This window comes from Pseudomonas sp. GD03944 (assembly GCF_029839275.1).
Taxonomy (GTDB): domain Bacteria; phylum Pseudomonadota; class Gammaproteobacteria; order Pseudomonadales; family Pseudomonadaceae; genus Aquipseudomonas.
This window is the reverse complement of the sequence record NZ_JAOCAH010000015.1, coordinates 106,663-128,051: the sequence shown is the minus strand read 5'-3', so window position 1 is coordinate 128,051 and position 21,389 is coordinate 106,663. Positions and strand designations below refer to the sequence as shown.

The window sequence follows — 21,389 nt, the reverse complement described above, 5'->3', positions numbered from 1 at the left end:
GAGTTCTCCGGGCGGTTACAGGGCGACAGCGGGGCTGTCGGCCAGGGCGTGGAGAGTGAAACTGCGGGCGTAACCGGCCGGGTCGCTGCCGTCCCAGTGGGTGCCGTCGAGCAGGGTGGAGCGGCGCATATCGGCAGGCACCGGGATATTCAGCGCCTCGGCGGCCTCGCGGTAAAGCGTCAGTTGCTGCACCTGGCGGGCGAGGCCGAGGTAATCCGGGTCGTCCCTGAGCAGGCCCCAGCGGCGGAATTGGGTCATGAACCACATGGCGTCGGACAGGTAGGGCTGGTTCACCGCGCCATTGGCATGGAAGCGCAGGCGGTGGGCGTCCTGCCAGGCGTGGCCGAGGCCATCCTGGTACTGGCCGAGAAAGCGCGGCTGGATGGCCGACAGCGGGGCGTCGACGTACTCGCTGCCGCTGAGCAACTGGGCGGTGCTGCGTCGGTTTTCCTCGTTCTCATCGATGAAGCGGCTGGCTTCGAGCACGGCCATGACCAGGGCGCGGGCGCTGTTGGGGTGTTTGTCGACGAATGCCTGGGTGCAGCCCAGAACCTTTTCCGGGTGGTCGGGCCAGATCGCCTGAATGGTGGTCAGGGTGCAGCCGAGGTTTTCTTCCACGGCCTTGGCGGTCCAGGGCTCGCCGACGCAGAAGCCGTCGATGCGCCGGGCCTTGAGGTGTTCGATCATCTGCGGCGGCGGGACCACCACGCTGTCGACATCGCGCAGGGGGTGGATGCCCTGGCTGGCGAGCCAGTAATAGAGCCACATGGCGTGGGTGCCGGTGGGGAAGGTCTGGGCGAAGGTCAATCTTGCTTCATTTTGGTGCGCGCGTTTGCGCAGTGCCTCGCCGGAGGTCACGCCGGACGCCTGCAGTGGCTGGGACAGGTTGATGCTCTGGCCGTTCTGGTTGAGCCCCATGAGCACGGCCATGTCGGTTTGCGGGGCGCCACCCAGGCCGAGCTGCACGCCGTAGATCAGGCCGTACAGGCTGTGGGCGGCATCCAGCTCGCCGCTCAACAGCTTGTCGCGCAGGCCGGCCCAGGAGGCCTGGCGGTGCAGGCGCAGGCTCAGGCCGTGCTTCTCGGCAAAGCCCTGGGTGGCCGCGACGATGACCGAGGCGGCGTCGTTGAGGGCCATGAAGCCGATGTTCAGCACGCTCTTTTCCGGTGCATCACTGCCGTTGACCCAGGCCAGTGGGGTGCTGTGGGTGGTTTCGTGCTCGCTCATTGCGCCTGTCCTTGTTCCAGCAAAAAGCGCCGTGCCAATGGCGGCGTGCCGGCCACCATCAGAACGACGCCGTTGTCATTCGGTCGATCACGCGCGGGGAGAGAGCGTGTCTGCAACAGGCTGTAGCAAGCGATATGCCAGCGGACAGAAAAAAAGCCCCGACAGAGCGGGGCTTAGGCGGAGGCGGGGTGGTTCAGCGTTCGAGCATCTGCCGTACGGTGGATTGCGGGATCTGCTGGCGGCGGCCTTCGCTGTCGGTGAATTCGAGCATGCCGGTGTCTTCGTCCAGCTCGGGTTTGCCGTCGCTGGTGAGCATCTGGCCGTCGGTGGTGGTGATGATGTATTCGCTGCTACAGCCCGCCAGCGCGAACAGGCACAGCAGGGCAATGATCCAGTGCTTCATGGGCGTCTCCTTGGGTGTGTGCGGTTCCAGGGTGCTTCCTTTCAGACGGTAGCTGCTGGGAGCGGCGGGGCAAGCGGTGGGGGAAGAAATGTGTGGGATGGGAAGCGGTGAGCTGGATATGGGTGTTGGTCGGAATACCCGGGTATCGCTTCGCTCCACCCAGGCTACGGCTTTGCGTGCGAACCCTGTAGGAGAGGCCTTGGCCTCGAGCTCGGCGGTCTGTTCCTGATGTCTATGTGTCGGGTGGATCAAGAGCTCGCGGGCAAGCCCGCTCCTACAGGGTGCGCTGTTTGTAGGTTGGATGACGCTCTTTTCATCCACCATGAATATCCAACTCCCCATGGGGTGGATGATGAAGCGCCATCCACCCCGCGTCGTTGCTTTTATCCGCCCATAAAAAAGCCCCGCACGAGGCGGGGCTTTTCTGATGCTGAGGACTGCTTAGGCTTGAACGACCGGGATGTTGGCGTTCGCGGCCGCTTCGCGGAACTCGGCGATCTGGTCGAAGCTCAGGTAGCGGTAGATGTCGCCAGCCATGCTGTCGATATCCTGCGCGTAAGCCATGTACTCCTCGACGGTCGGCAGTTTGCCGAGAATCGAAGCGACCGCTGCCAGTTCGGCAGAAGCCAGGTACACGTTCGCGCCGTCACCCAGGCGGTTCGGGAAGTTACGGGTCGAGGTCGAAACCACGGTGGAGTTGGCGGCGACGCGTGCCTGGTTACCCATGCACAGCGAGCAACCCGGCATTTCCATGCGGGCACCGGCCTTGCCGTAGATTCCGTAGTAGCCTTCTTCGGTCAGCTGGTGGGCATCCATCTTGGTCGGCGGCGACAGCCACAGACGGGTCGGGATACCGCCCTTGACCTTGTCCAGCAGCTTGCCGGCAGCGCGGAAGTGACCGATGTTGGTCATGCACGAACCGATGAACACTTCGTCGATCTTGTCACCGGCAACGGTGGACAGCAGACGGGCGTCGTCCGGGTCGTTCGGGGCGCACAGGACCGGCTCGTTGAGCTCGGCCAGGTCGATCTCGATGACTTCGGCGTACTCGGCGTCCTTGTCGGCTTCCATCAGCACCGGCTTGGCCAGCCAGGCTTCCATCGCCTGGGCGCGACGCTCCAGGGTACGGGCATCGCCGTAGCCTTCGCTGATCATCCAGCGCAGCAGAGTGATGTTGGACTGCAGGTACTCGGCGATGGCCGATTCCGGCAGCTTGATGGTGCAACCGGCAGCCGAACGCTCGGCGGAGGCGTCGGACAGTTCGAACGCCTGCTCGACGGTCAGGTTGTCCAGGCCTTCGATCTCGAGGATGCGGCCGGAGAAGATGTTCTTCTTGCCTTTCTTCTCGACGGTCAGCAGGCCTTTCTGGATGGCGTAGTAAGGGATGGCATGGACCAGGTCACGCAGGGTGATGCCAGGCTTCATCTTGCCCTTGAAACGCACCAGAACGGATTCCGGCATGTCCAGCGGCATGACGCCGGTGGCCGCGGCGAACGCCACCAGGCCGGAACCGGCCGGGAAGGAGATGCCGATCGGGAAGCGGGTGTGCGAGTCACCACCGGTGCCGACGGTGTCCGGCAGCAGCATGCGGTTCAGCCAGCTGTGGATGATGCCGTCGCCCGGACGCAGGGACACGCCGCCACGGGTGCGGATGAAATCCGGCAGGGTGTGGTGGGTGGTGACGTCGATCGGCTTCGGATAGGCCGCGGTGTGGCAGAAGGACTGCATGACCAGGTCAGCGGAGAAGCCCAGGCACGCCAGGTCTTTCAGCTCGTCGCGGGTCATCGGGCCAGTGGTGTCCTGGGAGCCGACGGTGGTCATCTTCGGTTCGCAGTAGGTGCCCGGGCGGACGCCTTCTACGCCGCACGCCTTGCCGACCATCTTCTGCGCCAGGGTGAAACCCTTGGTGCTGGCAGCAGGCTGCTCGGGCTTCTTGAACAGGTCGGAAGCACCCAGGCCCAGTTCGGCGCGGGCTTTCTCGGTCAGGCCACGGCCGACGATCAGCGGGATACGGCCGCCAGCGCGGACTTCGTCGAGCAGCACCGGGGTCTTCAGTTCGAAGGTGGTGATGACCTCGTCGGTGCCGTGCTTGCAGACTTTACCGGCGTACGGGTACACGTCGATCACGTCGCCCATGGCGATGTTCGACACATCGAATTCGATTGGCAGGGCGCCGGCGTCTTCCATGGTGTTGTAGAAGATCGGGGCGATCTTGGTGCCGAAGCAGAAGCCGCCAGCGCGCTTGTTTGGTACGTACGGGATGTCGTCGCCGAAGAACCACAGCACCGAGTTGGTGGCGGATTTGCGCGAGGAACCGGTACCGACCACGTCACCGACGTAGGCAACCGGGAAGCCCTTGGCCTTGATTTCTTCGATCTGCTTCAGCGGGCCGATGGCGCCTTGCTGCTCGGGCACGATGCCGTCGCGGGCCATTTTCAGCATGGCCAGGGCGTGCAGCGGGATGTCAGGGCGGGACCAGGCGTCCGGAGCAGGGGACAGGTCGTCGGTGTTGGTTTCGCCGGTGACCTTGAACACGCTCAGGCTGTACTTTTCAGCGATGGCCGGCTTGCTGGTGAACCACTCGCCTTCGGCCCAGGATTGCAGAACGCTCTTGGCGTTGGCATTGCCGGTCTTGGCTTTTTCGGCCACGTCGTGGAAGGCGTCGAACATCAGCAGGGTGTGCTTGAGTTGCTCGGCGGCAACGGTACCGACAGCGGCGTCGTCCAGTTGCTCGACCAGGGTGGCGATGTTGTAGCCGCCCTGCATGGTGCCCAGCAGTTCGATGGCGCGTTGCTTGCTGATCAGCGGGGAAGTGGCTTCGCCCTTGGCAACGGCGGAAAGGAAGCCGGCCTTGACGTAGGCTGCTTCGTCCACGCCTGGCGGTACACGGTTGGTGATCAGGTCGACCAGGAATTCTTCTTCGCCGACAGGCGGGTTTTTCAGCAGCTCGATCAGGCCTGCGGTTTGTTCGGCGTTCAGCGGCTGGGGCACGATACCCTGAGCGGCACGCTCTGCTACGTGTTTGCGATAGGCTTCAAGCACAGTTATTACCCTCATCAGTGGTCCCAAAGGGTTGTCCGGGACGCGATCCAGAGACGAGCGAACCAGGCGCCTCGGAACTTTATGGGTTCCTCAGCCGAGGTTTCGCACGTCGCTAACAGAAGCTGCTTTCAAAGTTTTACGCCGGCAGGACGGGCTTGATGAGGGCTGACGCAGACTCCTGGATGGGACTCAGGAGCCGGCGCCAACTATCGTACCTGCAGGATCGACTGTGCTCGTGACGCTTTGAAAACAGCTTCCAACGGACATTGGCGCCTATAAAAGGCGGGCCGATTCTACTGCAATGCGGCGAGGAAGTTAAGCTAAACCCCCGTGTCAGGCAGGGGTGAACTGACTTAGACAAAGGGCTAAGATGCCAGGCCTGTCCGCTTGCCCGTATTTGTTCCGCCATGCCCAATCAACGCATCAAAACCCCTTGTGTCGGTCTCTGCTCCACGGTTTACGGGGATCAGGTGTGCCGTGGCTGCAAGCGCTTCCACCACGAAGTGATCAATTGGAACAGCTATAACGACGAGGAAAAACGCGCCGTCTGGCTGCGCCTCGAGGTGCTGCTGGTCCAGGTGATGGCGGCTAAGGTGGAAGTATTCGATGCCGAGTGCCTGCGCATGCAGCTGGAGCAGCGGCAGATCCGCTTCGTGCCGCAACAGTCGCCGTATTGCTGGGCGTACCAGCTGATCGCCCGCGGCGCCCGGGTCATCAACCAGTTGGAAGCCTACGGCATGACCCTGCTGCCGGAATTCCGCAATTGGCCGCTCCCCGACGTGCGCGACGCCATCGACCGGGAATTCTTCCTGCTCTCCGAAGCCCACTACGAACGCTACATCGCCCCCCGGTTCCTGCGCGAAGGCCTGGATTCACGGGTGTAGCGGGGCGCTGCCGCCTTTTGTAGGAGCGGACTTGTCCGCGAGCTTTCATGCTTTTCGTAGGGTGGATGACGCTTCACCCATCCACCGTGGAATACCAACCGATGGTGGATGAAAAGAGCGTCATCCACCCTACGTACGGCCTGTATCCGTAGGATGGGTTGAGCAGAGCGATACCCATCGTCGCGTCTCCCCGGGTATCGCTGCGCTCAACCCAGGCTACGGTCTGCAATTCCGTAGGAGCGGGCTTGCCCGCGAGCTTTTGAATACACCCCAAAAAAGCCGCCCGAGGGCGGCTTTTTCATTGGAGATCGCACGTCAGCGCTGTGCGACCAGCTCTTCCAGGTGGGCGATGATGTCGTCCGGCTTGAGCACCAGGATGTCGCTTTCCAGGGAATCGAGCACCACTTCGGCGGTGTTGCCGATCAGGGCGCCGGAGAAACCGGTGCGGGCCACGGTGCCCATGACGGTCACGGCGGCGTTCAACTCATGCGCCACGTGCGGAATCAGGATATCCGCCGGCCCTTCGACCACGTGCAGGCGGTTGTCCTCGATTTCGTACTCGGCCTGGAACGCCCGGCATTGCTCGCGGTAACGGGCCTCGATGGTTTCCTTGAGCTGGAAGGTCGGGTCGGCCGCCGACAGCATGGGCGCCGGGTGCGCATTGATCACATGCAGGGATGCCTTGGCCAGGGCAGCAATGTCGTGGCTGTGGCTGATGATGGTGGAATGCAGGCTGCGGTGCTCGCCGTCCGAGTTGCCGACATCCACTGCGGCCAGAACGACGCCGCCGGTCCAGGGTTTGTCGCTCTTCACCATCAGCACCGGGCTGGGGCAGTAGCGCAGCAGCTTCCAGTCGTCCGGGGTAAGGATGGCCTTTTTCAGCGGGTTGTCGGGCGTGTGCTGCTTGATCACCAGGCCGCAGCCTTCGGCCTGCTGCACGGTAATGATGGTGTTGTGCAGGTTTTCGCTCCAGCTCTGCTGGCCGGAGGTGCTGTAGCCTTCCTGGCCGAGCTGGGTGGTGAGGTCGCGCAGGTAGGCGCTGTGGTCGCCTTTCTTGTCGCATACCAGCAGGTGCAGGTGCGAGCCGGTCACGCCGGCAATCAGTTTCGCCCGTTTCAGCGCCAGGCCGTCGGTCAGTTCCGGGTCCATGACTACCAAGAGGCTGCGGATGGCTTGCATGATCGTCTCCCTTTGATATCAATTGCAGTCAGTACAACTATAGATCGTCGATTTGCTGCAAGTTCTTGATCGGCATCAATGCCAGGCGGCTGGCTGTTCACGCCACCATTCGTATAATGGCGCGCCCGGCGAACAGCCAGGACGCTCATTTACCTGCTCGAGCCTATGCACGTGTTGCCTGATACCGACGTTTTTCGCTCCCTGCTCCTGTCCCTGGCCTCGCCCTCCGGGAGCCGCCCATGAACCTTCCGGAAATCCACGCCTTCCTCGGTTGCCGCACGCCTGACGCCTGGGTGCAGGCTGCCCTGGCCAACCCGGAAATCATGCTGATCGACCACAAGAACTGCGAGTTCAAGGCAGCCAGTACGGCCCTGAGCCTGATGGCCAAGTACGCCTGCCACGTGGACCTGATCAACATGATGTCGCGCCTGGCCCGCGAAGAACTGGTGCACCACGAGCAGGTGCTGCGCATCATGAAACGCCGCAAGGTGCCGCTGCGCCCGGTGTCGGCAGCACGCTACGCCTCGGGCCTGCGCAAGATCGTGCGCCCCCACGAGCCGCACCGGCTGGTGGATACCCTGGTGGTCGGCGCCTTTATCGAGGCCCGCAGCTGCGAGCGCTTCGAAGCCCTGGTGCCGCACCTGGACGAAGAACTGGGCAAGTTCTACTACGGCCTGCTGAAGAGCGAGGCCCGGCATTTTCAGGGCTACCTGCGACTGGCCTACCAGTACGGGGAGGCCGAGGACGTGGACCAGGCCATCGAGCGAGTGCGGGCAGTGGAGCAGGAGCTGATCGAGTCGCCTGACACGGAATTCCGCTTCCACAGTGGCGTGCCGTTGGCCTGATTTGATGGCAGAAAAAACGCCCTGATGGGCGTTTTTTTATTGCGTATGCATTACAGAACAATCAGTTAGATATCTTTATTGATAGTTAACTGGAGGTTTATCCCTGTAGGAGCGGGCTTGCCCGCGAGCTTCCACCAGTTCAGCCACGCTAAAACTCTACCTGGCTAAATACCTCCATCAGATCTGACATACCGAGCGGTAATGGACGGACGAATGAGCCCTGGCAAAGCTTTGGGCTGAAGAACATCAAGAGCTCGCGGGCAAGCCCGCTCCTACAGGGAATCATGTGTCACCCGCGGTAGTTGGCCAGCCGTGGGCTGGGCCGGATGCAGCGACACGGGGGAATGTTCTGATGGGTATCGCTGCGCTCAACCCATCCTACGTATGCGGCAACCTGTAGGGTGGATGACGCTCTTTTCATCCACCATCGGTTGGTATGCCACGGTGGATGGATGAAGCGTCATCCACCCTACGGAAAGCCTCAAGAGCTGGCGGGCAAGCTCGCTCCTACAGGGGTGGCTGCGGCATTCTGGCGGCTGATCGCTCCCACGCTCTGCGTGGGCACGCATCCCGTGACGCTCCGCGTCACTCGCGGTAATCCGGCGAGCAGTAGCCTGGGTCGAGCACAGCGACAGCCGGGAGCGCGCGCTGCCCATGACAGCCCAATACCTCGAAACTACATTAAATAATCAGAATTCAGACAAATCAGTAACTTATCGATTGATTTGAATGTCATTTAGTCGGTATGGCCCGTGCCGGCAATCCACTTTTTGGCGGCTTGCGGGCGACCTGCGGATGGTTGCCGCATGTGGGCGTTCCTCTCCTGGGGCAACCTCAAATGAGGGCTAAAGCGCGGATCAGCGCTATCAACGGTCATGCATTCAACGCAAACGGCGCCAACTGGTAACCCTGTTCGTCGATCTGCAGCGCCCAGGCCTGCTGGTCCCAGTCGCCGAGCACGATGCGTTGCGCCGGCTCGCCATCGACTTCGAGCTTGTGTACCGCAGGGCGGTGGGTATGGCCATGGATCAGGGTGCGCACGCCGTGTTCGGCCATGACCTGCGGCACTTCGGCCGGGGTGACGTCGACGATGGCGCTGGCCTTCATGCGGGTCTGCTCGCGGCTTTCCTTGCGCAGCTTGCGCGCCAGCTTGTGGCGGGTGCTCAAGGGCAGGTTAAGCAGGATGAACAGCACCAGCGGGTTGCGCAGCCAGCGGCGCATGCGCATGTACTGCTCGTCCAGGGTGCACAGGCTGTCGCCATGCATCAGCAGTACGCGCTCGTTGCCCAGCTCGACCAGGCTCGGATCACGCAGCAGGGTGCAGCCGGCTTCACGGCAGAACGCCTTGCCGATCAGGAAATCGCGGTTGCCATGCATCAGAAACACCTGAGTGCCGCTGTCAGCGAGCTGGCGCAGGGCCTGGGCAATGGAACGCTGGAAGGGGGTGATGGCGTCGTCGCCGATCCACACTTCGAAAAAGTCGCCAAGGATGTACAGCGCCTTGGCCTCGGTGGCGCGAGTCGCCAGGAAATGCAGGAACGCCCGGGTAATGTCCGGGCGCTCCTCTTCAAGATGCAGGTCGGAGATCAGCAGGATCACTCGACGATCTCGGCCTTCTCGATGATCACGTCATCGACCGGTACGTCCTGGTGGCCGGACTTCATGGTGGTGGCGACGCCCTTGATGGCGTTGACCACGTCCATGCCGTCGGTCACTTCACCGAACACCGCGTAGCCCCAGCCCTGCACGGTCGGCGCGCTGTGGTCGAGGAAGGTGTTGTCGGAGACGTTGATGAAGAACTGCGCGGAGGCCGAGTGCGGCTCCATGGTACGGGCCATGGCCACGGTGCCGATCTTGTTGGAAACGCCGTTGTTGGCTTCGTTCTTGATCGGGCTGCGGGTGGATTTCTGCTTCATGCCCGGCTCGAAACCGCCGCCCTGGATCATGAAGTTGCTGATCACACGGTGGAAAACGGTGCCGTCGTAGTGACCGCTCTTCACGTATTCCTTGAAGTTGGCCACGGTTTCCGGGGCCTTGTCTTCGAACAGGGTGAGGGTGATGACGCCGTGGTTGGTGTGCAGCTTGATCATGGTGAGTAATCGCTCTGTCGGAAAATCGAAGTCTGGGCGGGCGGGGCGGCAATCGATGAGCCGGGCCCGGACCGTCAGGGAGACGCAGTTTACGCGAGTCCGCGCGTAATTCGAGCCGCTTTGGCGTGAACCATCTGGCAGGAGTTTTGCCGCAGCCCGCTGTCAGGGGCTTGACAGCTTCGGCTATGATAAGCGCTTTGTAAAAGTCGGCCTACCCTGAGAGCCCGTCCACATCGGAGTGAACGGGCTCCAAGCCGCGCCCAGCACATGTTTTAAGGACCCCATGAGCAAGCCAGAAGCTGTCGCCGCCACGAACTTCCTTCGCCCCATCGTCCAGGCCGACCTGGACGCCGGCAAGCACGCCAAGATCATTACCCGCTTCCCGCCGGAGCCCAACGGCTACCTGCACATCGGTCACGCCAAGTCGATCTGCCTGAATTTCGGCCTGGCCAAGGAATTCGGTGGTGAGTGCAACCTGCGTTTCGATGACACCAACCCGGCCAAGGAAGACCAGGAATACATCGACGCCATCAAGAGCGACGTGCAGTGGCTGGGCTTCCAGTGGGCTGGCGAGGAGCGTTACGCCTCCAACTACTTCGACCAGCTGCACGCCTGGGCCGTCGAGCTGATCAAGGCCGGCAAGGCGTTCGTCTGCGACCTCAACGCCGAAGAAATGCGCGCCTACCGCGGCAGCCTCACCGAACCGGGCAAGAACAGCCCGTTCCGCGAGCGCTCGGTGGAAGAGAACCTGGACCTGTTCGCCCGCATGAAAGCCGGTGAATTCCCGGACGGCGCCCGTTCGCTGCGTGCCAAGGTCGACATGGCCTCGCCGAACATCAACCTGCGCGACCCGATCCTGTACCGCATTCGCCATGCCCATCACCACCAGACCGGTGACAAGTGGTGCATCTACCCGAGCTACGACTTCACCCACGGCCAGTCGGACGCCATCGAAGGCATCACGCACTCCATCTGCACCCTGGAGTTCGAAGACCATCGCCCGCTGTACGAGTGGTTCCTGGCCAACCTGCCGGTCCCGGCCCAGCCGCGCCAGTACGAATTCGCCCGCCTGAACCTGAACTACACCATCACCAGCAAGCGCAAGCTCAAGCAACTGGTCGATGAGAAGCACGTCAGCGGCTGGGACGACCCGCGCATGTCGACCCTGTCCGGCTACCGTCGCCGCGGTTACACACCGGCCTCGATCCGCACCTTCTGCGACATGATCGGCGTCAACCGCGCCGGTGGCGTGGTGGACATCGGCATGCTGGAGTTCGCCATCCGCGAAGACCTGGACGCCAACGCCGCCCGTGCCATGTGCGTGCTCAAGCCGCTCAAGGTGGTCATCACCAACTACCCGGAAGGCCAGGTCGAGAACCTCGAACTGCCGCGCCACCCCAAGCAGGACATGGGCGTGCGCGTGCTGCCGTTCAGCCGCGAGATCTACATCGACGCCAGCGACTTCGAAGAAACCCCGCCGGACGGCTTCAAGCGCCTGATCCCGGGTGGTGAAGTGCGCCTGCGCGGCAGCTACGTGATCCGCGCCGACGAGGCCATCAAGGATGCCGCCGGCAACATCGTCGAGCTGCGCTGCTCCTACGACGAAAACACCCTGGGCAAGAACCCCGAAGGCCGCAAGGTCAAGGGCGTGATCCACTGGGTGCCGGCTGCCGAGAGCGTCGAGTGCGAAGTGCGCCTGTACGACCGCCTGTTCCGCTCCGCCAACCCGGAGAAGGACGAAGAGGGCGGCAGCTTCCTCGACAACATCAACCCCAACTCGCTGGTGGTGCTCACCGGCTGCCGCGCCGAGCCGTCGCTGGCCAATGCCGCAGCGGAAGAGCGCTTCCAGTTCGAGCGTGAAGGCTACTTCGTGGCCGACCTGAAGGATTCGCAGCCAGGCAAGCCGGTGTTCAACCGCACCGTCACCCTGCGCGATTCGTGGGGTCAGTAAATGGCACTCAGCATTTACAACACGCTCACCAAGGTCAAAGAACCGTTCAAGCCACTGGTCGACAACCAGGTGCGCATGTACGTATGCGGCATGACCGTGTACGACTTCTGCCACATCGGCCACGCTCGGGTGATGGTCGCCTTCGACGTGGTCACCCGCTGGCTGCGTCAGCGCGGCTATGACGTGACCTACGTGCGCAACATCACCGACATCGACGACAAGATCATCCGCCGCGCCAACGAGAACGGCGAGCCGTTCGAGGCGCTGGTCGATCGTATGATCGCCGCCATGCACGAAGACGAAGCGCGCCTGTCCGTGCTGCGCCCGGACCTCGAGCCGCGTGCCACCGGCCACATCGCCGGCATGCACGCGATGATCCAGACCCTGATCGACAAGGGCTTCGCCTATGCGCCGGGCAATGGCGACGTGTACTACCGCGTCGGCAAGTTCGTCGGCTACGGCAAGCTGTCGCGCAAGAAGATCGAAGACCTGAAGATCGGTGCCCGCATCGAGGTCGACGAAGCCAAGGAAGACCCGCTGGACTTCGTGCTGTGGAAGGGCGTCAAGCCCGGCGAGCCGAGCTGGGAGTCGCCCTGGGGCGCCGGCCGGCCGGGCTGGCACATCGAGTGCTCGGTGATGTCCACCTGCTGCCTGGGTGAGACCTTCGACATCCACGGCGGCGGCCCGGACCTGGTGTTCCCGCACCACGAGAACGAGATCGCCCAGAGCGAGGCCGCCACCGGCAAGCTCTACGCCAATGCCTGGATGCACGCCGGCGCGGTGCGCGTGGACGGCGAGAAAATGTCCAAAAGCCTGGGCAACTTCTTCACCATCCGCGAAGTGCTGGAGAAGTACCACCCCGAAGTGGTGCGCTACCTGCTGGTGTCCAGCCACTACCGCAGCCCGATCAACTACTCCGAAGAGAGCCTCAAGGAAGCCAAGGGCGCTCTGGAGCGCTTCTACAATGGCCTCAAGGGCTTGCCGGAAGCGGCACCGGCCGGTGGCGAGGCGTTCGTCGAGCGTTTCGGCGCCGCCATGGACGACGACTTCAACTCGCCGGAAGCCTGCGCCGTGCTGTTCGAGATGATCCGCGAGGTCAACCGCCTGCGCGAGTCGGACGTCCAGGTCGCTGCCGGCCTGGCGGCCCAGCTCAAATCGCTGGCCAGCGTGCTCGGCGTGCTGCAACTGGAGCCGGATGCCTTCCTGCAAGCCGGTGCCGCCGGCAAGGTCGATGCGGCCGAAGTCGACGCCCTGATCGCCGCGCGCCTGCAGGCCCGTGCCGACAAGAACTGGGCGGAGTCCGACCGCATCCGCGACCAGCTCACCGCCATGGGCGTGGTGCTGGAAGACGGCAAGGGCGGCACCACCTGGCGCCTGGCCGAGTAACCGGCTCGCCACAGGTGTGAAACGGAAAAGCCCGCTGCCAAACAGCGGGCTTTTTTGTGGGCGAGTGATTTTGGGTGAGGGCCCCGGGTATCGCGTTGCTCAACCCAGGCTACGAAACGCAGACATACCACACTCCGTAGGAGGGGCTTCAGCCGCAAGCCCTCGCTATAACCCAAAAACCGCTGAAGCTCGCAGGCAATCGGATTGCCGCCCAGCCGCTCCTACAGGGGCACCGCAGCGCGTAGCCTGGGTCGAGCGCAGCGACACCCGGGGCAGCCACCACCCCCATAGGCCATCCCGCCAAACCCGCAGCCACCACCCCAAACGCCCGGCATTTGACACCTCTCACCATTAGTCCGGTGTATCCCTCTGTATCCAGGGCCGGGTTTCGATGGGCTGGCATACAAATGCGCCCGCCGCCCGACACGTCGCGGATACATCGCAAAGGCCCAATGAGCCCACTCCGACACACAACGCAATCGCCGCTCGACACGGCGGCGCCAGGGTCGGGGTTGACCTCATCGACAAGCAAGCGCGACCTCGCGCAGCCAATGGAGAACACCATGTCCCACGTATCGAATAAAACCCGTATCGGACTGATCGCCATGACCCTGGTCGGCGGCCTGAACATGGCCAGCACGGCCTTCGCCATGCAAGACCTGCCGCAAGGCTACCAACTGGCGTCGGCGGACAAGGCCGGTGAAGGCAAATGCGGCGAAGGTAAATGTGGTGAAGGCAAGTGCGGTGCCGATGAAGCCGGCACCAAGGCGGGCGAGGGCAAGTGCGGGGAAGGTAAATGCGGCGCCGACGAAGCCAGTGCCAAGGCCGGTGAGGGCAAATGCGGGGAGGGCAAGTGTGGCGATGCCTCCTTCGCCCGTACCGACACCGACCACGACGGCCGCGTCTCGCTCAAGGAATTCCTGGCCGTGGCGCCAACGCAGACCAAGGAATTCGAAGCCATCGACAGCAACCACGACGGTTACCTGTCCGAGGCCGAGGTCTACACCTACCGCACCAACCAGTTCACCGCCAACGGCAAGAAAGTCCCCACCGAGCTCTTCACCAAAATGAGCAAGGCCAAGGACTGATCCGCCGTTCACCCTCCCTGCGGGGAGGGTTTTCCCTTCTTACTGCGCGGCCTTCCTGCCAGTTGCCCGGTACGCCATGCCGATCGAGGCCGGCGCGGTAGGGGCAAAGCCGAACTGCGCATACAGATGATGCGCCTCGCCATCGGCCAACAGGCTGACATAGGCGCTTTCCGGCGCGTGTTCGTCCAGGTACTCGCGGATCGCCTGCATTATCCGCTTGGCCAGGCCCTTGCCCTGGTGCGCCGGCAACACGGCAATGTCCGTGACCTGGTAAAAGCAGCCGCCATCACCAATCACCCGACCCATGCCCACCGGGCTTCCCTGATACAACACCTGCACCGCGAACAGGCTGGCCGGCAAGCCTCGGCTGGCCGCTTCTTCGGTTTTCGGGCTCAGCCCCGTTTCGCGGCGCAACATCCGGTAGGTCTCCACCGACGGGGTGGCCAGGAGCAGGGTGTAGGCGTCGTGTTCGTTCATCGGTAGCGTCCTGCGGTCGGCTTGGGATCGCGCATTCTAGCGTTGTGCGCGGTAGGCCCACAGGCTGAGATAAAGCCCCAGCAAGGCGGGCAGGGTGACCGCCGGAAAATCCCGCAGCAAAGCCGTGGGCGCGCAGATGCCCACGGCCACCTCCCAGATATGCAGCGCGGCATGCCCGCTCAGCCACAGCGTGGCACATCCCCACAGTGGCAGGCTGGCTGGGCGATGCAGGGCGCCCAGCACGAACACCGCCCCAACCATGCAATAGACCAGACCGATATCGCGGATGAAATGCGCGTTGTACAGCCCGGTTTCGATCACGCCGGGAATCCGCGCGTACCAGGTTACAGGGTCTGCCAGCATGAACACCCCATTGGCGGCGGCAAGTGTGCCCAGCGCCAGGGCGATGACGAGCAGATGCAGGGGCAGGGGGCGCAAGGCGGGTGGCATGCGAGAAGGCTCCGAATCATGAACGGGCACGTTTGGCCAGGTCGACCACTCTGTCTATAGTGGCCAGGCCGCGAAAACGCCAGAAGGCCCGCCGCGTTTCTTTGGCAAAACTACGCAGCAATCGTGATCTGCCCGGGCCGTTTCTTTGGCATTATCACGCCTGGCCGAGCCATGGATTCGGCGGTGTTCCATTCGCTATCAAGGAAGGTGCCATGCGTGTCGTCACGATCCGTCAATTTGCCCAAGCGCTCGCGCTGATCCTGGCCAGCCTGCAAGCGCTCCCAGCGGTGGCGGGGGAGCCGACCGTCGAATTCCTGGTCTGGGCACGGCAGTGGACAGGCACCCTCGGCAGCAAACAGGTCGAGGTATCGCTGCGCCGCGAGGGCGATAACTTCTCCGGCAGCTACTGTTACCAGCCCTGCACCAACGCCAAGCGCTACCTGCTGCAATTGCGCGGCGAAATGGAAGGGGCGCACGTCCAGCTGTTCGAGCGGGACATCAGCGCCCGCAACAGCGAAACCGTTACCGGCCACTGGCGCCTGGCGCTGGCCGACACCGCCCTGACCGGCACCTGGACCGCCCCCGATGGCCGCCGCACGCTGCCGGTCAACCTCACGGTGGTGGCAGACGAAGCCAAGGCCATCCCCTATGAAATGCGCCTGGTGGCCGATGCGCTGCCCGCCAATGACGACGACTGTCATCCGCCCCATGTCTCGGCCATCCGTCTCTACAAGGACGGCCAACTCGTCCAGACCCTGCCGACCGACTCCCAGGGCAGCTGCGGCATCTACATCCCCGAGGCGATCGACGCCAACTTCGACGGCTGGCCCGACCTGACCCTGGCGCTGTTCCTGCCGGCCGGGCCGAACATCCCGCACCAGACCTGGCTGTACGACCCCGAGACCGGCCTGTACAAGGACGCACCGCAAGGCCTGCAAGACATCACCTCGCCAAGCTTCGACCCGGTGCACAAGATCATCTGGACGGCCTGGCGCTCCAGCTGCTGCGAACACGGCGTGACCACCTACCGCTGGCAGGGCGATGACGTGGTCGAAGTCGATACCCGCAGCAGCTACCTGCTGCCCGTGCTGATTGGTCAGGAACGCCGCTACTGCTACATCACGCCCGACTACGACAACGGCGCCATCATCTTCCCCAGCCGCGTCGAACAAACCGACACCGGTCTCAACCTGCACGGAATCGACCTGAAAGAGTGCGACAGCGGCTCGCCGTCATTCACGGAACGCACCTACATCGACATCTGGAAACCCGACGGCACAACCCTGCTGCGCACCGAACAGGTGGAGTGGAAGCCAACCTCCATGCCAGAAGGAACACGGCTCTGCCCGGAGGTGCCGTTCTTCGCTAACGGGGAGATTCGGCGGGTGGTGATGAGGCATGACGTTGAGTTGTGCAGGGAGGCGGAGCCGCGGGAGGAGTGATGCCGGCGCTTCGTTTCACGGCCATCTGAATTTTCTCGTATCGATTGTCGGCATGGCCATGTCCGACAGAGGAATTATGATAGAAGGCCTTTTTCACGTCGGATCTATCGTGGACACATCATGCTCTGGCAGTTGTAGATGCACACCTGAAACGAAACCTGATGAGGTGATACGGTGATCGAACCGACCCTCACGCTTCTGTTCGGCACACTCGTCATCCTGGCGATCATTGCGGCCAATGGCTATTTCGTCGCCCAGGAATTCGCCTACATGGCCGTCGACCGCACGCGACTCGCCGTCCTGGCCGCCGATGGCGACGCGTCCGCCAGGCGCGCGCTGGAAGTCACCAAACGAACCAGCTTCATGCTGTCGGGGGCCCAGCTTGGCATCACGGTGACCGGCCTGCTGGTGGGCTTCGTGGCTGAGCCGCTGGTGGGCAAGTCCCTCGGTGTGCTGTTGGGCGGGGTGGGTATTGCGCCCGAGGTCGGGGTAACCGTCGGTACGCTGCTTGCGCTGCTGACTGCCACGATCATTCAAATGATCTTCGGCGAGCTCTATCCGAAGAACCTGGCCATTGCCAATGCCGAGCCGATGGCCAGGGGGCTGGCCCGCTCGACACTCATTTACCTGACGGTATTCGGCTGGTTGATCGGGCTGTTCGACAAATCAGCCAACCTGTTCTTGCGGATGCTGCGCATCGAGCCGGTCCATGACCTGGATGTCAGTGTCTCGGCCGACGATCTGCCGCACATCATCTCCGATTCGCGAGACAGTGGAGACCTTCCCGTAGAACTTTCGCTGATGCTGGATCGAATCCTCGATTTTCCCCAGCGGGACGTTGAGCACGCCATGATTCCCCGCTCACGCGTCGACTGGCTTACGCCTGATACGACACTGCTCAAGCTGCGGGAGCTCATGGCCGATGGTGGGCATACCCGCTACCCGGTGATCCATGAAGACACGCCTGTTGGCGTCGTTCAATTGATGGACGTGCTCATGCGCCTGTCCGCCGGCGATGCCGAGGAAACCGTCGAGTCGGTGATGCGACCGGCCATCGTCGTTCCCACGCTCATGGCGCTGCCCGATGCACTTGCCGAACTGATTCAGACCGATAACCAGCTGGCTTGCGTCATCGATGAATACGGTAGTTTCGTTGGCGTGCTGACACTTGAGGACCTTGCCGAGGAAATCGTCGGCGAAATCACGGATGAGCATGATGAAGAAGGCGGCGAGCCGGTCATTCCTGGAGGCGATGGCGTCTGGACCATGGAGGGCGACGTGCACCTGGACGAGGTCGAGCGTGCGCTCGGCCACAGCCTGCCGCGCGAGGAGGTCGAGACGATCGCCGGCCTGCTGATCGCCGAGCTTGGCGCCTTGCCTGCCGAAGGCGACATCGTGACGATCACGCTGCCTGAAAGCCCCGCAGAGCTTGTGTCTGAGCTGTCGGTGGAGCGCCAGTTGCTGATCGAGGTACTGCGCGTTGAGCGGTATGTCCCGACCCAGGTACGTGTCACGCTCGTTGAGACCATGCAGCGGGAGGAAGAGCAATGAACGATCCTCTGATCATCACAGGGGTCACTACAGCCCTGATCGTCCTCAGTGCCATTTTCGTCATCATCGAGTTCGCATTGCTCGGTGCCAGGCGGCACCGCCTCGAGGAGCGCGCCTCGACCAGCCTGTCGGCCCGCGCAGCCTTGCGCGGCATGAACGACCTGACTCTGATGCTCGCCGGCGCCCAGCTTGGCATCACGTTCTGCACGTTCGCCCTGGGGGCCGTGACCAAACCTGCCGTCGACAACTGGCTCGGCCCGTTGCTGATCGCCTGGGGCATGCCCGAGTGGGCGGCAGGTGGCGCCTCCTTCGCGCTCGCGCTTTTTGCCGTGACCTTTCTGCATCTGGTCGTCGGCGAGATGGCACCGAAATCATGGGCCATCGCCCACCCGGAACGATCCGCGCTTGCCGTGGGGCTGATCTCACGCGCCTACATTTGGCCGCTGCGCCCGCTGATGCGTTGGGTAAACCAGATTGCGAACAGCTTGGTAAGGGCCTCCGGTGTCGAGCCCGTCGAGAGTGCAGCGGTCGGCGGACGAGACGTCGCCACCATTCGCAAGCTCGTCGAACACTCCGCTGAAGTCGGAACGCTCAAACCCGACCTGCAGCAGCAGATTTCCAGCCTTATCGATCTGGGGTCCTTGCCGATCGAGGCGCTGCTGACGGCGGATTCCGTTCCGGTGCATGTCACATTCGGTGCCTCGGTGGCCGACATGCGTGCCGCCGCGGCTCGATCGGGACACCTGCGCATTCTGATCCTGAGCGACGATGACAGGCCGCCGCTGGTCGCTCATCTGCGTGACACGCTGCTTGAACCGGATACCCGGCCTGTCCGGGAAGTCGCCCGCAAGGCATTCATCCTGGACGCCAAGACGCCGGTGTATGAATCCCTGGCGCTCATGCGTAAATCGAGTGTGCAGCTGGCCGTGGTCATGAGTAACGGGCACATGAAGGGTGTCGTCACGCTCGCTGACATACTCGAACGCATACTGCCTGTTGCAACCGCTGCGTGATCCAAGCCATTCCATGCACCCGCCGGGACCTGTTTAGGGCCTGGCGGCTCGCTCGGAAAACGGCGAAAGGTCGCTGCTCCAGGTGACAAATAACGCGTCTTCCGGTTCGTTGAGCCGGTTGACAGGGACGAGAAGGGCTTCGGATTTCCATGATGGAGACCATGGTTGCACTGGCAGCGACTGGCTTTGGCCTCGGGCTGTCGCCATTCATGCCGGGCACCCTCGGCTCGTTGCTTGGCTTACCCCTGGCTTGGCTATTGCTGACTCAGCGCCCGCTGCGGCAAGTCCTCATCATGGCCCTGCTGCTGATGGTCGCCGTAGCGCTCTGCCACTGGGCGTCGCTGTGGCAGGGCAGTGGGGATGCGCCGCGGATCGTAGCGGATGAGTTCCTGGTGTTTCCCGTTTCCGTGCTGGGGCTCGCCCTGGTGAATTGCCCCTGGATGCTGGTGACGGCGTTCCTGCTGTTTCGCATGTTCGATATCCTCAAACTGCCGCCGATAAACCTCGCCGAGTCCGTCGGTGGCGGCCTGGGTATCGTGCTGGATGACCTCATGGCAGCCCTTTACACCTGGGTTTTGATCGCCATTGGCAATGCACTGTGGCGCAGGTTCAGGCGAAAAACGCAGGAATGTCCCTGAGCCGCCGCACCGGAAAATCTCGCATCGATGCCGTACATCCCAAGGAGCTGCTCATGTCACTACCTTTCCCAGCCGCCGAAGCGTTGCGCGATGCGGGTATCCAGGCGGCTGCCGCGCTCAATGAAGGGTTGGCGGAAGCCCTGCGGCACCTGCCGGAAGATGCCCATGCAGACCTCAAACGCTCCGTCGGAAGGGTGATGGGCTCGATTTTCAGCGCTACGTTGCATGCGGCCATCCAGGCTCACCCTGAGTTGGACCCGGATGATGAAACCTGGCGACGCATCGCACTGAGAGGGCTTGAGCGGCCCGTGGAATAAGAGAAGCGGGGGAGCCTGGTTTTCTCACCGGCACAGCCAAAGGTTCTGCCGGTATAGCCGCAACAAGTGCACGCAGCTTCAGCCATCACGACCCCCGAGCCATCAGGCTCAACGCCTCAACCCTTGCACCCCCAACCACCCTCACGCTAAAGTCCACCCGTCGCGGTCAATCCCGCGGCCGGGTGTGAGAACCCGAGGAAACCAGGGCGCGACAGCGCTATAGCCGAGAGCAGGCGCTTTTTTTGTGCCTGCTGTTTTCTCGTGCATCTATGGCGGGCCGTGCGAGGCAGGCTTCGGCCTGGCCGGTTTCCTTGGTTCCCGGTTTCTCACCCTTGTACGGTCCGCCACCCAATTCCCGTGAGAAGGATGGGTGACGGCTCCTTAAATGAACCAAGGAGCATATGGATTATGCATTTCCCCCCTTTTACCCAAGGGCTCCACCTTGGGCTGTCTGCTGCGTCATCAACCTCCAGCCTGGAGGTGTTCCATGCCGAATGATGCAATCGCTCTCAACGCTAAACCCCGTACGAACAAAGGCTGCCGATTACAGGCTCGGGCCGAGCTGCGTGTGGCAACGCTGCACAAACTGCTGGAGGCTCTGGCTCAAGCGCCGGCAGGTTCTGCTAATACGGCGGATGTGTGCCTGGCCGCTGGCGAGCTGCTCAGGGATGTCTCGGCGTTCTATGGCCGCGCGCTGGCGCAGGCCGAAGGGAGGGCGCGCCATGCCAAAGCCCTTCAATAGCCACTTGCTCAGCCATGACGGCCACGCCGGCGCCTCGATCGGCTGGCCGCAGGATTGCCAGCAGGCGTTCAGTGAGGGCGTAGCCTGTGCCAGCGCCTGGCTGAACAGCGACGGTTCCGGCTGGCTGTGGGCCAACCTGATTGTCGAGCGCGATGCGCTGCCCACCGGTGTGGAGCGGCGGGCGTTCGAGGTGGGTTTCTTGAGCCGGGTGCACCAACGCCTGTGTTCGCCACTGGGTGGTAACCACCAGGCGCGGCAAACGGCGCTGCGGCTGTAGCCGAAAAGGGCGCTCGCCTGGCGGGCGCCCTGTGGCAATGGCGGTGGCGCGATCAGGCGTCGTGCTTTTTGCCGCCTTTCTCCAGCGACTTTTTAACCTTGGCTGTTTCGGCTTCGATGGCCTCGGCCTGGCGTTCCTTTTTCTTGATCGAGGTCGGGGTGATGACCTTGTCGACCGCCTCGGTGGCGGGGTTGGGGTGTTCCAGTTGCTCGTCGCTGTCGACGTGGTCCTTTTTGGGCTTGGCGCCCTTGGGGATGACGGTCTTGTCGTCGGTCTTGGCTGGTCGGTTGCTCATGCTGTTCTCCTTGACCCTGTACAACGCCCGACGGTCTCGGGCCTCTAGAGTGCAGAGTAAGCAGAGCGCCGAGAGTTCAAGCTTTGCGCCTG

At 62.9% G+C, this 21,389-nt stretch carries 21 protein-coding genes; 12 read left to right on the top strand and 9 right to left on the bottom strand.

All coding sequences use genetic code 11. The features are described 5' to 3' along the window. Positions 1-15: 15 nt before the first annotated feature. The 3 genes from N5C28_RS20270 to acnB all read right to left on the bottom strand — a co-directional run bounded on the left by N5C28_RS20270 (position 16) and on the right by acnB (position 4,672). The gene (locus N5C28_RS20270) at positions 16-1,227 is read right to left on the bottom strand and encodes a CmpA/NrtA family ABC transporter substrate-binding protein (RefSeq protein ID WP_279825066.1); all 1,212 of its coding nucleotides are present in this window, start codon (positions 1,225-1,227) and stop codon (positions 16-18) included. 193 nt (positions 1,228-1,420) lie between these two features. Next, the gene (locus N5C28_RS20265) at positions 1,421-1,630 is read right to left on the bottom strand and encodes a YgdI/YgdR family lipoprotein (protein WP_279825065.1); all 210 of its coding nucleotides are present in this window, start codon (positions 1,628-1,630) and stop codon (positions 1,421-1,423) included. 441 nt (positions 1,631-2,071) lie between these two features. Continuing rightward, the gene (gene acnB / locus N5C28_RS20260) at positions 2,072-4,672 is read right to left on the bottom strand and encodes a bifunctional aconitate hydratase 2/2-methylisocitrate dehydratase (protein WP_279825063.1); all 2,601 of its coding nucleotides are present in this window, start codon (positions 4,670-4,672) and stop codon (positions 2,072-2,074) included. Between the two features lie 407 nt (positions 4,673-5,079). On the opposite strand from acnB, the gene N5C28_RS20255 reads away from it, so the two are divergent. Further along, positions 5,080-5,556 (top strand): DUF1289 domain-containing protein, encoded by a 477-nt coding sequence (locus N5C28_RS20255; RefSeq protein ID WP_279825061.1) that lies wholly within the window; start codon positions 5,080-5,082, stop codon positions 5,554-5,556. Between the two features lie 315 nt (positions 5,557-5,871). Here the strand turns inward: N5C28_RS20255 and N5C28_RS20250 are convergent, their stop codons facing one another. Then, complete coding sequence (locus N5C28_RS20250) at positions 5,872-6,735, bottom strand: universal stress protein (protein WP_279825060.1); 864 nt, start codon at positions 6,733-6,735, stop codon at positions 5,872-5,874. Between the two features lie 239 nt (positions 6,736-6,974). On the opposite strand from N5C28_RS20250, the gene miaE reads away from it, so the two are divergent. Beyond that, positions 6,975-7,580: a tRNA isopentenyl-2-thiomethyl-A-37 hydroxylase MiaE gene (gene miaE / locus N5C28_RS20245; protein WP_279825059.1), complete on the top strand. Its 606-nt coding sequence runs from the start codon at positions 6,975-6,977 to the stop codon at positions 7,578-7,580. Positions 7,581-8,453: 873 nt separating this feature from the next. Here the strand turns inward: miaE and lpxH are convergent. Next, positions 8,454-9,179 carry a UDP-2,3-diacylglucosamine diphosphatase gene (lpxH, locus tag N5C28_RS20240; protein WP_279825058.1) on the bottom strand — a complete coding sequence of 242 codons (726 nt, stop codon included), beginning with the start codon at positions 9,177-9,179 and terminating at the stop codon, positions 8,454-8,456. Further along, positions 9,176-9,670 carry a peptidylprolyl isomerase gene (locus tag N5C28_RS20235; protein ID WP_279825057.1) on the bottom strand — a complete coding sequence of 165 codons (495 nt, stop codon included), beginning with the start codon at positions 9,668-9,670 and terminating at the stop codon, positions 9,176-9,178. The genes lpxH and N5C28_RS20235 overlap by 4 nt, the downstream gene beginning before the upstream one ends. A 283-nt stretch (positions 9,671-9,953) precedes the next feature. Between N5C28_RS20235 and N5C28_RS20230 the strand changes: the two genes are divergently transcribed. From N5C28_RS20230 to N5C28_RS20220, 3 genes are all read left to right on the top strand, one after another. Then, entirely contained in the window at positions 9,954-11,621 is a 1,668-nt protein-coding gene (locus N5C28_RS20230) for a glutamine--tRNA ligase/YqeY domain fusion protein (RefSeq protein ID WP_279825056.1), read from the top strand. Then, positions 11,622-13,007 carry a cysteine--tRNA ligase gene (cysS, locus tag N5C28_RS20225; protein ID WP_279825055.1) on the top strand — a complete coding sequence of 462 codons (1,386 nt, stop codon included), beginning with the start codon at positions 11,622-11,624 and terminating at the stop codon, positions 13,005-13,007. 563 nt (positions 13,008-13,570) lie between these two features. Continuing rightward, positions 13,571-14,095 (top strand): EF-hand domain-containing protein, encoded by a 525-nt coding sequence (locus N5C28_RS20220; protein WP_279825053.1) that lies wholly within the window; start codon positions 13,571-13,573, stop codon positions 14,093-14,095. A gap of 39 nt (positions 14,096-14,134) precedes the next feature. Here the strand turns inward: N5C28_RS20220 and N5C28_RS20215 are convergent, their stop codons facing one another. Together N5C28_RS20215 and N5C28_RS20210 are read right to left on the bottom strand one after the other, a co-directional pair. Continuing rightward, positions 14,135-14,572 carry a GNAT family N-acetyltransferase gene (locus N5C28_RS20215; RefSeq protein WP_279825052.1) on the bottom strand — a complete coding sequence of 146 codons (438 nt, stop codon included), beginning with the start codon at positions 14,570-14,572 and terminating at the stop codon, positions 14,135-14,137. A 36-nt stretch (positions 14,573-14,608) separates the two neighbouring features. Then, on the bottom strand, positions 14,609-15,022 hold the full coding sequence (locus N5C28_RS20210) for a hypothetical protein (RefSeq protein ID WP_279825050.1): 414 nt from the start codon (positions 15,020-15,022) through the stop codon (positions 14,609-14,611). Between the two features lie 212 nt (positions 15,023-15,234). Between N5C28_RS20210 and N5C28_RS20205 the strand changes: the two genes are divergently transcribed. From N5C28_RS20205 to N5C28_RS20175, 7 genes are all read left to right on the top strand, one after another. Then, positions 15,235-16,464 carry a nitrite reductase gene (locus tag N5C28_RS20205; RefSeq protein WP_279825049.1) on the top strand — a complete coding sequence of 410 codons (1,230 nt, stop codon included), beginning with the start codon at positions 15,235-15,237 and terminating at the stop codon, positions 16,462-16,464. A gap of 174 nt (positions 16,465-16,638) precedes the next feature. After that, positions 16,639-18,015 carry a hemolysin family protein gene (locus N5C28_RS20200; RefSeq protein ID WP_279825048.1) on the top strand — a complete coding sequence of 459 codons (1,377 nt, stop codon included), beginning with the start codon at positions 16,639-16,641 and terminating at the stop codon, positions 18,013-18,015. Then, positions 18,012-19,028 (top strand): hemolysin family protein, encoded by a 1,017-nt coding sequence (locus N5C28_RS20195; protein ID WP_279825047.1) that lies wholly within the window; start codon positions 18,012-18,014, stop codon positions 19,026-19,028. The genes N5C28_RS20200 and N5C28_RS20195 overlap by 4 nt, the downstream gene beginning before the upstream one ends. Before the next feature lie 149 nt (positions 19,029-19,177). Next, positions 19,178-19,666: a phosphatidylglycerophosphatase A gene (locus N5C28_RS20190; protein WP_279825046.1), complete on the top strand. Its 489-nt coding sequence runs from the start codon at positions 19,178-19,180 to the stop codon at positions 19,664-19,666. Positions 19,667-19,719: 53 nt separating this feature from the next. Further along, on the top strand, positions 19,720-19,983 hold the full coding sequence (locus N5C28_RS20185) for a hypothetical protein (RefSeq protein WP_279825045.1): 264 nt from the start codon (positions 19,720-19,722) through the stop codon (positions 19,981-19,983). 487 nt (positions 19,984-20,470) lie between these two features. Beyond that, a complete protein-coding gene (locus N5C28_RS20180; protein ID WP_279825044.1) occupies positions 20,471-20,725 on the top strand; it encodes a hypothetical protein in 255 nt (84 codons plus the stop codon). Further along, entirely contained in the window at positions 20,706-21,002 is a 297-nt protein-coding gene (locus N5C28_RS20175; protein ID WP_279825042.1) for a LasR-specific antiactivator QslA, read from the top strand. The genes N5C28_RS20180 and N5C28_RS20175 overlap by 20 nt, the downstream gene beginning before the upstream one ends. A gap of 52 nt (positions 21,003-21,054) precedes the next feature. Here the strand turns inward: N5C28_RS20175 and N5C28_RS20170 are convergent, their stop codons facing one another. Next, positions 21,055-21,297: a hypothetical protein gene (locus N5C28_RS20170; RefSeq protein WP_279825040.1), complete on the bottom strand. Its 243-nt coding sequence runs from the start codon at positions 21,295-21,297 to the stop codon at positions 21,055-21,057. Positions 21,298-21,389: the final 92 nt, after the last annotated feature.

Coding starts and splice junctions, on each gene's coding strand:
- N5C28_RS20270 (WP_279825066.1), bottom strand. CDS start 1,227: ATGAGCGAGCACGAAACCACCCACAGCACCCCACTGGCCTGGGTCAAC.
- N5C28_RS20265 (WP_279825065.1), bottom strand. CDS start 1,630: ATGAAGCACTGGATCATTGCCCTGCTGTGCCTGTTCGCGCTGGCGGGC.
- N5C28_RS20255 (WP_279825061.1), top strand. CDS start 5,080: ATGCCCAATCAACGCATCAAAACCCCTTGTGTCGGTCTCTGCTCCACG.
- N5C28_RS20250 (WP_279825060.1), bottom strand. CDS start 6,735: ATGCAAGCCATCCGCAGCCTCTTGGTAGTCATGGACCCGGAACTGACC.
- miaE (WP_279825059.1), top strand. CDS start 6,975: ATGAACCTTCCGGAAATCCACGCCTTCCTCGGTTGCCGCACGCCTGAC.
- N5C28_RS20235 (WP_279825057.1), bottom strand. CDS start 9,670: ATGATCAAGCTGCACACCAACCACGGCGTCATCACCCTCACCCTGTTC.
- N5C28_RS20230 (WP_279825056.1), top strand. CDS start 9,954: ATGAGCAAGCCAGAAGCTGTCGCCGCCACGAACTTCCTTCGCCCCATC.
- cysS (WP_279825055.1), top strand. CDS start 11,622: ATGGCACTCAGCATTTACAACACGCTCACCAAGGTCAAAGAACCGTTC.
- N5C28_RS20220 (WP_279825053.1), top strand. CDS start 13,571: ATGTCCCACGTATCGAATAAAACCCGTATCGGACTGATCGCCATGACC.
- N5C28_RS20215 (WP_279825052.1), bottom strand. CDS start 14,572: ATGAACGAACACGACGCCTACACCCTGCTCCTGGCCACCCCGTCGGTG.
- N5C28_RS20210 (WP_279825050.1), bottom strand. CDS start 15,022: ATGCCACCCGCCTTGCGCCCCCTGCCCCTGCATCTGCTCGTCATCGCC.
- N5C28_RS20205 (WP_279825049.1), top strand. CDS start 15,235: ATGCGTGTCGTCACGATCCGTCAATTTGCCCAAGCGCTCGCGCTGATC.
- N5C28_RS20195 (WP_279825047.1), top strand. CDS start 18,012: ATGAACGATCCTCTGATCATCACAGGGGTCACTACAGCCCTGATCGTC.
- N5C28_RS20190 (WP_279825046.1), top strand. CDS start 19,178: ATGATGGAGACCATGGTTGCACTGGCAGCGACTGGCTTTGGCCTCGGG.
- N5C28_RS20185 (WP_279825045.1), top strand. CDS start 19,720: ATGTCACTACCTTTCCCAGCCGCCGAAGCGTTGCGCGATGCGGGTATC.
- N5C28_RS20180 (WP_279825044.1), top strand. CDS start 20,471: ATGCCGAATGATGCAATCGCTCTCAACGCTAAACCCCGTACGAACAAA.
- N5C28_RS20175 (WP_279825042.1), top strand. CDS start 20,706: ATGCCAAAGCCCTTCAATAGCCACTTGCTCAGCCATGACGGCCACGCC.
- N5C28_RS20170 (WP_279825040.1), bottom strand. CDS start 21,297: ATGAGCAACCGACCAGCCAAGACCGACGACAAGACCGTCATCCCCAAG.